Origin of the sequence: Streptomyces sp. (assembly GCF_050698815.1) — a bacterium.
In the GTDB taxonomy this organism is placed as follows: Bacteria; Actinomycetota; Actinomycetes; order Streptomycetales; family Streptomycetaceae; genus Streptomyces.
The window spans coordinates 1-5,678 of record NZ_JBOHCV010000686.1 but is presented as its reverse complement, the minus strand read 5'-3'; the positions used below and the strand labels follow the sequence as shown (position 1 = coordinate 5,678).

4 protein-coding genes are annotated in these 5,678 nt (G+C 71.1%); 3 read left to right on the top strand and 1 reads right to left on the bottom strand.

Annotation, left to right across the window (positions count from 1 at the left end; translation table 11 throughout):
* Together ACRDP3_RS24485 and ACRDP3_RS24480 are read left to right on the top strand one after the other, a co-directional pair.
* The coding region (locus tag ACRDP3_RS24485) for an aminotransferase class V-fold PLP-dependent enzyme (protein WP_431519164.1) at positions 1–527 on the top strand (527 nt) is incomplete at its 5' end.
* A 289-nt stretch (positions 528–816) separates the two neighbouring features.
* A complete protein-coding gene (locus tag ACRDP3_RS24480) occupies positions 817–3,621 on the top strand; it encodes a penicillin acylase family protein (protein WP_431519165.1) in 2,805 nt (934 codons plus the stop codon).
* A 13-nt stretch (positions 3,622–3,634) separates the two neighbouring features.
* Here ACRDP3_RS24480 and ACRDP3_RS24475 read toward each other — a convergent pair whose 3' ends face one another.
* Complete coding sequence (locus ACRDP3_RS24475) at positions 3,635–4,279, bottom strand: N-acetylmuramoyl-L-alanine amidase (RefSeq protein WP_431519163.1); 645 nt, start codon at positions 4,277–4,279, stop codon at positions 3,635–3,637.
* A gap of 100 nt (positions 4,280–4,379) precedes the next feature.
* On the opposite strand from ACRDP3_RS24475, the gene mnmA reads away from it, so the two are divergent.
* Positions 4,380–5,537 (top strand): tRNA 2-thiouridine(34) synthase MnmA, encoded by a 1,158-nt coding sequence (gene mnmA / locus ACRDP3_RS24470; RefSeq protein ID WP_431519162.1) that lies wholly within the window; start codon positions 4,380–4,382, stop codon positions 5,535–5,537.
* Positions 5,538–5,678 lie beyond the last annotated feature (141 nt).

Genomic DNA, 5,678 nt, shown 5'->3' with positions numbered 1-5,678 from the left:
CGCTGCTGCTGCGGCGCGAGCAGACGCCCGTACTGCTGCTGCACGGCGGCGGCCAGGAGCGCGACGTGCGGTCCGGGACCCTGGACGTGCCCGCGATCGCCGCTTTCGCGACGGCGGCCGAACTGGCGGCCGAGCGGCGCGCGGACTTCGCCCGGGACATCGGCGCTCTGCGGGACGCCCTGATCGAGGCGGTGCGTACGGCCGTGCCGGACGCCGTGCTCAACGGCGACCCGGACCCCGCCGGGCGGCTCCCCGGCAACGCGCACTTCTCCTTCCCCGGCTGTGAGGGCGACTCGCTGCTGCTCCTGCTGGACGCGCAGGGCATCGAGTGCTCGACGGGCTCCGCGTGTACGGCCGGGATCGCCCAGCCCAGCCATGTGCTCCTCGCGGCGGGCGCCGACCCGGCCCTCGCGCGCGGCACGCTGCGCTTCTCGCTCGGACACACCTCCACCGAGGCCGACGTGGCGGCGGTGGCCGAGGCCATCGGCCCGGCGGTCGAGCGGGCCCGCGGGGCGGGCCTGAGCTGACGGGTTGTCCGGATCATCATCTGGACGCCCGGTCCGGTGTGCCGTTGACTCACCGCGGCTCGGCGAAGGGGTGCGGATGGGGGTGGCGGACCCCACGACATCCGCGCTCACCAACGTGCCGGCTGTGCCGGCGGCGGTGGCCGGTGTCGCGCTCTTCCTCCCAACGTATCGGCGTCAATGGCCCGTTGTGGCCCCGTGAATACTGCCGGTCAGCCTCTACCCAGGAGTAGTACCGGGGATTAACGTTCCTCGCACGCTGCCGCGTCTCACCCCGCAGGAGATACCGGTGATACCTTCCCGCGCTCCGTCTGTCCGACGTCGTCGCCTCGCGACGGTCAGGGCGTCTCTCGCCGCCGTAGCCGTCGCCGCGCTGCTCGCCCCCTTGCTGGGCAGCTCGCCGACGTTCGCGGCCGGCCCGGTGGACACGGCCAAGGCGAAGACCAAGGCCGACGCCGCCGACCCCTGCCGGGGCCAGTGCCACGACATCCTCCCCGCCGGGCAGAACGGCAACGCCACCCTCACCGAGATCCTGCTGCACAAGGCCATCGGCACCCGCCCCAAGCACTCGGCCGACCAACTGAAGCCGTACGACGACCTGTTGCACGACTACTCGGGACTGACCGAGGACCAGCTCTCCGACTACTTCAACGACGCCTCCTTCGGCGTCGCCGAGGACCAGGTGGAGAGCCGGAAGTCGCCCCGCTCCGACGTCACCATCACCCGTGACAAGGCCACCGGCACCCCGCACATCAAGGGCACCACCCGCTCCGGGACCGAGTTCGGCGCCGGATACGCCGCCGGCCAGGACCGGTTGTGGCTGATGGACATCCTCCGGGACGTGGGCCGCGCCGAGTTGTCCTCCTTCGCCGGCGGCGCCGAGGGCAACCGCGCGCTGGAACAGAGCCTGTGGGCCGCCGCCCCCTACACCGAGGACGACCTGAAGGGGCAGGTCGAGCGGATCCGTGACTCCGGCGAACGGGGCGCCCTGGCCTACCGGGACATCCAGGACTACGTGGGCGGGATCAACGCCTACATCGACGACACCGTCGGCGCGCTGAACTACCCCGGCGAGTACGTGCTGACCGGCCACGGCTCGAAGATCAAGGACTTCACGGTGACGGACGTGGTCGCCATCGCGTCGGTCATCGGATCGATCTTCGGCAACGGAGGCGGCGGCGAAGTCGGCAACGCCCTGGCCAAGCTGGCCTTCCAGAGGCAGTACGGCGAGGCGAAGGGTGAGGACGCGTACGCCGCGTGGCGGGCCCAGAACGACACCGAGGCGACGACGACCGTACGGGGCAAGGAGTTCCCCTACGCGGACTCCCCGGAGAACCCCGAGGGCGTGGCGACGCCCGACGGCGGATCGGTCACCGCCTACGACCACTCGCAGAACGAGACGGGCACGGGGGCGAAGTCCGCCGGGTCCGCCGCCGGGACGAAGGCGAAGGGAGTGCTCCCCGCGGACCTCATCACCGCGAAGAAGGGAATGTCCAACGCCCTCATGGTCTCCGGCAAGCACACCGCCTCCGGCAACCCGATCGCCGTGTACGGGCCGCAGACCGGCTACTTCTCCCCGCAGATCCTGATGGTGCAGGAGCTGGACGGCCCGGGACTGCGCTCCCGCGGGGCGTCCTTCCCGGGACTCAGCTTCTACGTCGAACTCGGCCGTGGCCTGGACTACTCCTGGAGCGCGACCTCGGCGAGCCAGGACATCACCGACACCTTCGCCGTCGAACTGTGCGAGGAGTCCGGCGCCGAACCGACGAAGGAGTCCCAGAGTTACCTGCTGCGCGGGAAGTGCACCCCCTTCGAGAAGCTGACCCGGCACAACGAGTGGAAGCCGACCCTTGCCGACTCCACCAAGGCCGGCTCCTACGACGTGGTGACCCTGCGCTCGGCCTACGGGCTGGTCAGCCACACCGGCGAGGTGGCGGGCAAGCCGGTCGCCTTCACCGCCCTGCGCTCCACCTATCAGCACGAGGCCGACGCGGTGATCGGCTTCCAGAAGTTCAACGACCCCTCGGCGGTCACCTCCGCGGAGAGCTTCCAGGAGGCCGCGCAGGACATCGGCTACACCTTCAATTGGTTCTACGCCGACGCCGAGCACACGGCGTACTACAACTCCGGTGACAACCCGGTCCGTTCGGCGAACACCGATCCGGATCAGCCGATCCGGGCCGAAGCCGCCTACGAGTGGAAGGACTGGGACCCCGTGGCCAACACCTCGGCGGTCACTCCTCCCCGGGAGCACCCGCAGTCGGTCGATCAGGACTACTACGTCAACTGGAACAACAAGCAGGCCAAGCGCTTCTCGGCCGGCTGGGGCAACGGTTCGGTCCACCGGGCCGACCTGCTGGACAAGCGGGTCTCCGCCCTCGTCGACGAGGGCGGCGTGACCCGTACGAAGCTGGTCCAGGCGATGGAGGAGCCGGCCGCCGCCGATCTGCGGGCGGAGAAGGTGCTGCCCGTCATCCTCGACGTCATCGGCTCCGCCGAGGTGACCGATCCCGAACTGGCCGCCACGGTCGAGAAGTTGCGCGCCTGGCAGGAGTCGGGCTCGCTGCGCCGGGAGGCCGCCCAGGGCGACGGGAAGTACGCGCACGCCGAGGCGATACGGGTGCTGGACGCCTGGTGGCCGCTCCTGGTGGAGAGCGAGTTCAAGCCCGCGCTGGGAGACGGTCTCTTCAAGGCCCTCACCGCGGTCGCGTCCGTCGACGAGTCGCCGTCGGGCGACCAGGCGCACAAGGGGTCCTCGTTCCAGCACGGCTGGTGGAGCTACGTCGACAAGGACCTGCGGAGCGTACTGGGCAGGAACGTCGAGTCTCCCCTCGACCGGACGTACTGCGGCGGCGGTTCCCTCTCCGAGTGCCGGCAACTGCTGCTGTCCACGATGGCCGAGGCCGCCGCCACGCCGGCCGCGGAGACCTATCCCGGTGACAGCTCCTGTGAGGCCGGCGACCAGTGGTGCGCCGACTCGATCGTGCACCGGGCCATGGGCGGCATCACGGTGCCGGGGATCGCCTGGCAGAACCGGCCCACCTACCAGCAGGTGGTCGAGTTCCCGGCCCGCCGCTCCGACGCCGCGGGGCGGTGAGGCTGGTCACCGCTCAGCTGATTTCTCCGCGCGCTTGCCGCACGTAGCGCAGGTAGCGCTTCCAGCCCCAGTGCCGGCCCGGGTCGGTGTGGTCGGCGCCGGGGACCTCGTGGTGCCCGATGATGTGCTCGCGGTCGACGGGGATGTCGTAGCGCTTACAGATGTGGGCCGTGAGCCGGGCCGAGGAGCGGTACATCGCCTCGGTGAAGTCCTCCGGGCGGTCCACGAAGCCCTCGTGCTCGATGCCGATGCTGCGCTCGTTGTACTCCTGGTTCCCGGCGTGGAAGGCGACGTCCAGCTCGCGCACCATCTGCACCGTCCGCCCGTCCCGTGCCCGCACCACGTAGTGCGTGGCCGAGGCGTGCAGCGGGTCACGGAAGACCCTGACCGCGGTGGCGAAGTCGCTCTGCGTCACATGGATCACGACGCGGTCGATGACGTAGTCGGCGGGACGGTCGGCGTACCGCAGGTTGGCCTCGGAGGCGGGTATCCAGCGCACCCCCGGCTGATCGACCTCCCCGGCCACCCGCTGTTTGTCCACGCCGGGCAGCCGCCACCACAGGCGTGAGGTCTTGTCCCAGGTCAGCGCCCCCGCGGTGACCACCGCCGCCGCGCTGCCGCCGCCGATGAGCAGGGTGCGCCGAGAGATCGAGTTCATACCCCACTGAACGCTCGCGGCGGCCGGAGCGGTTCCGGTGTCCGGCCGGCCTGCCCGGGCCAGGCGGCGCGTCGGCCGATCCGTCTACCCTGTACGGGTTATGACTGACGCTTCCAGCAGCCCATCGGCACCCATCTCCGGCACCAGCCCGCTGCGCGTGCTCGCCGCCATGTCCGGTGGTGTCGACTCCGCGGTCGCCGCCGCCCGCGCGGCCGAGGCGGGGCACGAGGTCACTGGTGTCCATCTGGCCCTCTCCGCCAACCCGCAGTCCTTCCGTACGGGCGCCCGCGGCTGCTGCACCATCGAGGACTCCCGCGACGCCCGCCGGGCCGCCGATGTCATCGGCATCCCCTTCTACGTCTGGGACCTGGCCGAGCGCTTCCGCGAGGACGTGGTCGAGGACTTCGTCGCCGAGTACGAGGCGGGCCGTACGCCCAACCCCTGCCTGCGCTGCAACGAGAAGATCAAGTTCGCCGCGCTGCTGGACAAGGCGCTGGCGCTGGGCTTCGACGCGGTGTGCACGGGACACTACGCGAGCATCGTGACCCGCGGTGACGGCAGCCGTGAGCTGCACCGCGCCAGTGACGCCGCCAAGGACCAGAGCTACGTGCTGGGAGTGCTGGACGCCCGGCAGCTCGCCCACGCCATGTTCCCGCTGGGCGACACCCTCACCAGCAAGGACGAGATCCGGGCAGAGGCCGAGCGGCGTGGCCTGGCGGTCGCGAAGAAGCCGGACAGCCACGACATCTGCTTCATCGCCGACGGTGACACCCAGGGCTTCCTCGCCGACCGGCTCGGCACGGCCGAGGGCGACATCGTCGACGAGGAGGGGCAGAAGCTCGGCACCCACGAGGGCGCGTTCGGCTTCACCATCGGTCAGCGCAAGGGCCTGCGCATCGGGCACCCGGCGGCGGACGGCAAGCCGCGGTACGTGCTGGACATCTCCCCGGTGGACAACACCGTCACCGTCGGTCCCGCCGCCTCGCTGGACGTCACGGGCCTGACCGCCCTCACGCCGCGCTGGTGCGGGAGCGCGCCGTCCGGCCCCGACACGTACACCGCGCAGCTGCGCGCGCACGGCGGCGAGACGGAGGTCAGTGCCGAGCCCACCGACGACGGGCGGGGACTGCGGGTCCGCTTCACCGAGCCGGTCCGCGGCGTGGCCCCGGGCCAGGCGATCGTGCTCTACGACGGCACCCGCGTCATCGGCTCCGCGACGATCGCCACGACGGACCGCGCTCAGCACGCGGCGCGCTAGGGCGTGTTTTGAAAGTCCCTCCCCCAGACTCCGTCCGGGAGGTGCCCCCAGCCCGCGCCGCCTGGCACGCACATCCTCCCCCTGGGCCTTCGGCCCGGGAGGTGCCCCCAGCGTTGTCGACTCGACCGAGTAGCCCACTAC